The organism is Corynebacterium striatum ATCC 6940 (genome assembly GCF_000159135.1).
GTDB classification, from domain to species: Bacteria; Actinomycetota; Actinomycetes; order Mycobacteriales; family Mycobacteriaceae; genus Corynebacterium; species Corynebacterium striatum.
In genome coordinates, this window is record NZ_GG667530.1 from 1,612 (window position 1) to 4,807 (window position 3,196).

The 3,196-nt window shown below is 61.6% G+C and carries 3 protein-coding genes; 2 read left to right on the plus strand and 1 reads right to left on the minus strand.

Annotated features, from left to right (window positions below; all coding sequences use genetic code 11):
• Positions 1–684: phosphate signaling complex PhoU family protein (locus HMPREF0308_RS11535; RefSeq protein WP_005531800.1), on the plus strand; the 684-nt coding region annotated here is incomplete at its 5' end.
• Positions 685–768: 84 nt separating this feature from the next.
• Positions 769–1,923, plus strand: a complete 1,155-nt coding sequence (locus HMPREF0308_RS11540) for an HtaA domain-containing protein (RefSeq protein ID WP_005531801.1) — start codon at positions 769–771, stop codon at positions 1,921–1,923.
• On the opposite strand, the gene HMPREF0308_RS11545 is transcribed toward HMPREF0308_RS11540, so the two are convergent.
• Positions 1,913–3,142 carry a hypothetical protein gene (locus tag HMPREF0308_RS11545; RefSeq protein WP_005531803.1) on the minus strand — a complete coding sequence of 410 codons (1,230 nt, stop codon included), beginning with the start codon at positions 3,140–3,142 and terminating at the stop codon, positions 1,913–1,915. The genes HMPREF0308_RS11540 and HMPREF0308_RS11545 overlap by 11 nt on opposite strands.
• Between the last annotated feature and the right edge of the window lie 54 nt (positions 3,143–3,196).

Sequence of the window (3,196 nt, forward strand, 5' to 3'; positions counted from 1 at the left end):
GACCTGAAGATCATGAGTGACACAGTCCGGGGCATCATGGCGTCCGCCACGAAGGCTCTCTTTGAGGCCTCGCTCGAAGACGCCGAGGAAGCCCTCACCGCGGCCGACTCCCTCAAGGAGATCCGTGAGCGCTGCGAACACCGCAGTATGCAACTCCTCGCCCGGGAGAACCCCGTGGCCACCGAGCTGCGCCAAGTGTTCACCTCCATCTACATCGTGGAGGACTTCAGCCGGATGGGGGCGCTGGCCAAGCACGTGGCGAATACGGCGAGGTTGAGGTATCCGGAGGAGGTCGTCGATAAGCAATTGCAATCGACGGTCAGAGAGCTGGCCAAAATGGTGGACACGATGGGCGAGCTCATCCACGACCAGTTGATCAGCCCGGACGCGGACCTGGCCCTGGAGATGAACGAAATCGACGATCATGTCGACGAGCTCCACCGCTACCTCCTGACCACCGTGACCGGCAAAGACTGGGAAGGTTCCAGCCGTGCGGCCGTGGACGCCGCCCTCATCGGCCGGTTCTACGAGCGCTACGCCGACCACTGCGTGAACGTCGGCGCGCGCATCGTCTACCTGGTCACCGGCCTCACCTCCGAGGTGTACGCGCAAAGCCGCGATGAAACACCCACGTCTGAGATGGAAGAAAGGCTGCGCAACCTGGAGCAATACTGGCGCAAATAGCTCACCACGAGCTGACTTCTAGGAACCCCTCCCCCTCTGTTAAGGTTAGCCAAACTTACTACAACTAAAGGAGGATAATTCCTGATGTTCATTTCTTCCCGTCGCTGGGTCCACACGGCCCTCCCCGCAGCAGCAGTTGCTACAAGCCTCACGTTCGCACCACTCGCCATTCCCGCGCAGGCGGTGGACAATGCGGCCACTGTCACTGTCGCCTCCGGCACGACCCCACTCGCAGCCACCGCCGAGCAGACCCTGCAGTGGGAACTGAGCAAGCGTGCACTCCTCTGGGACGCGAAGGCCAGTGGCGAAGGAGTCTCCATCGTCCCCGCCGACGAGTTCGAGCCAGCCAACGGAAGCCTCAAACTCACCAAAGCCACCGGCTGGGTAAACAAGGACACCAAGGACGCCTCGGTCCAGTGGCCAGGCAGCGTGACCTACACCATCAACGGGGCACAGACCATCACCTTCCAAGACTTCGCACTGGAGGTCACCGGGGGCTCCGGCATCATCACCGCCACCGTGAGCTCGACGGACCCCAACCAGCCCGCCAACAACAAGGACGCAAAGCGCGTCACCGTGGCAACGTTTAAAGGCGCCGAAATTGCTATCGACGGCACCACCGCCACCATCACCGCCACCCCCAACTACGAAGGCGTGACCTACGTCCGCGACGAGGACATCTCCTACGACGACGCGTGGCCGACCGAGCTGATCAACAACATCACGGACTCCGTCCGCTCCTGGTTCTATGCTTCCGGCTCGCGCTGGGACGACCAGAAGAAGCCGTCGCCGTTTACCGCGACGCTGACGCTGGGTGAAGATAAGCCCGGTACTGGCTCCGACACTGGGTCCGACACTGGGGCCACCAACGGCGTCAAGGACGCGCGGATCAACGACGCTGGCCACCTCATCCTCACCTTCACCGACGGCACGACGAAGGACCTAGGCAAGGTCACCGGTAAGGACGGCGCCGAAGGAAAGCCGGGCACGGACGGTAAGGACGGTAATAACGGCAAAGAGGGGCGCGGCATCGCCTCCGTAACCACGAATGCGGCGGGTCAGCTCGTCATCACCCTGACGGACGGTACGATGCTGGACCCGGTGGACATGCCTGCCCCTGCGAAGCAGCCGATGGCGCCGGAGTCGATCGTGGCGATCGTGCTCGGTGTCATCGCGACGCTTCTCGGTGGCATTGCCGCGATCCACACGATCGCGGCCGCCTACCTGTTTAAGGGTTAAAGCGCTTCAATAGCTCTTTCAGCACGGGGGAATGGGCAGCCAAGCCGGCAACTACTGCCAGCAAGGTTGCTGCCATCCCGATCAGCGCAGCACCCCATGCGGGTAGCTGCGCCGAACCCGCGGGAGCAACGGGCGCCGGCTCCTCCTTCGCTGCCGCAGCTTCCACTTGCACCGGGTTGGTGGGCATGGTGAAGCGCAGCGCCTGCGTTGCCGGATCCACCGTGTATTTCTTCACACCGGCGACAGTCCACTCCGTTTTCCCCTCAATCGGGGACTTCAGGGTGATTTCAGTGCCAGGCGCCACGTACTCGCCGTAGTCATGCTCAATTCCGGTCGCGTGGAGTCGCTGACTGATTGGCTTATCGACGTCCCCCACCACAAACCTCGACGACACCCCAAAATCTGTCGTCACATACTTACCGTTCACCCAACGGCTCGCGTTAACGGAAGCCTGGTAGACACCCGCATCACCGTCCTCGAATGTGACAGAGCGGGTATTGGGGTCATTGTTGTCCAGTGTGCGCAGCGTCTTTGCGCTGGTGCAGTGCTCGACGCATTCAACCTGGGCACGCCACGCGGTGCCTGGCACCGACTGGGAGTAGTCCCATTTCACGGTGATGTCGCGTTTGTCGTTGACCTCACCACGGACGCCAAAGGGAGTTTCCACCTTGTCCGACCCAACCGCGGGAACCTTAAAGGTGATGCCGCGGTCGAAGTAGCGCTCGCTGAGCGCGAGACCGTGCGCTGCCATGAACCCGAGGGAATAGGTCTGCCCTGGCTGGAGGGAGTTCGCTTCCACCTTCAGATCCAAGTCGAGTTTGCCGCCATTCTTTTCAAACTCGCCAGCAGGGACCCAACGTGCGATGAGCGCATCACCGTCACCGGTCATGGTGCTGCAGTGCCCAATGCGCCACACGCTCGTGGGTGTGAGTACCACGTACATACCGTTGGAGGCACCTGGGGTGGACTTCGGATGAATGCCGGTGCCCTTGAGCTTGAAGGTCATGTCCTTGGTCACGTCGATTTCATCAGGACCAGTGACATCCAATTCCACGCCGATGTTCGGGTGGCGGGTGTCCCGTTCACCGGCACAGCCAGGAGCATCGGCTGCGTCGATCGTCGGAAGAGCGTGCGCCACATTCACCGTGACAGAGGCGGGGGCGCAGAGCGCAAGCACGGTGGCGCCAATGACAAGGCGGCGCCGAAGGGAAGCGTTCAAAGCAAACCTCTCAATCTATAGTTGGAAGGATAGTTAGGGTCACATTAGTCAAGT

Excerpts from the sequence above, each read along its gene's own strand:
- HMPREF0308_RS11540 (WP_005531801.1), top strand. The coding sequence starts at position 769 with ATGTTCATTTCTTCCCGTCGCTGGGTCCACACGGCCCTCCCCGCAGCA.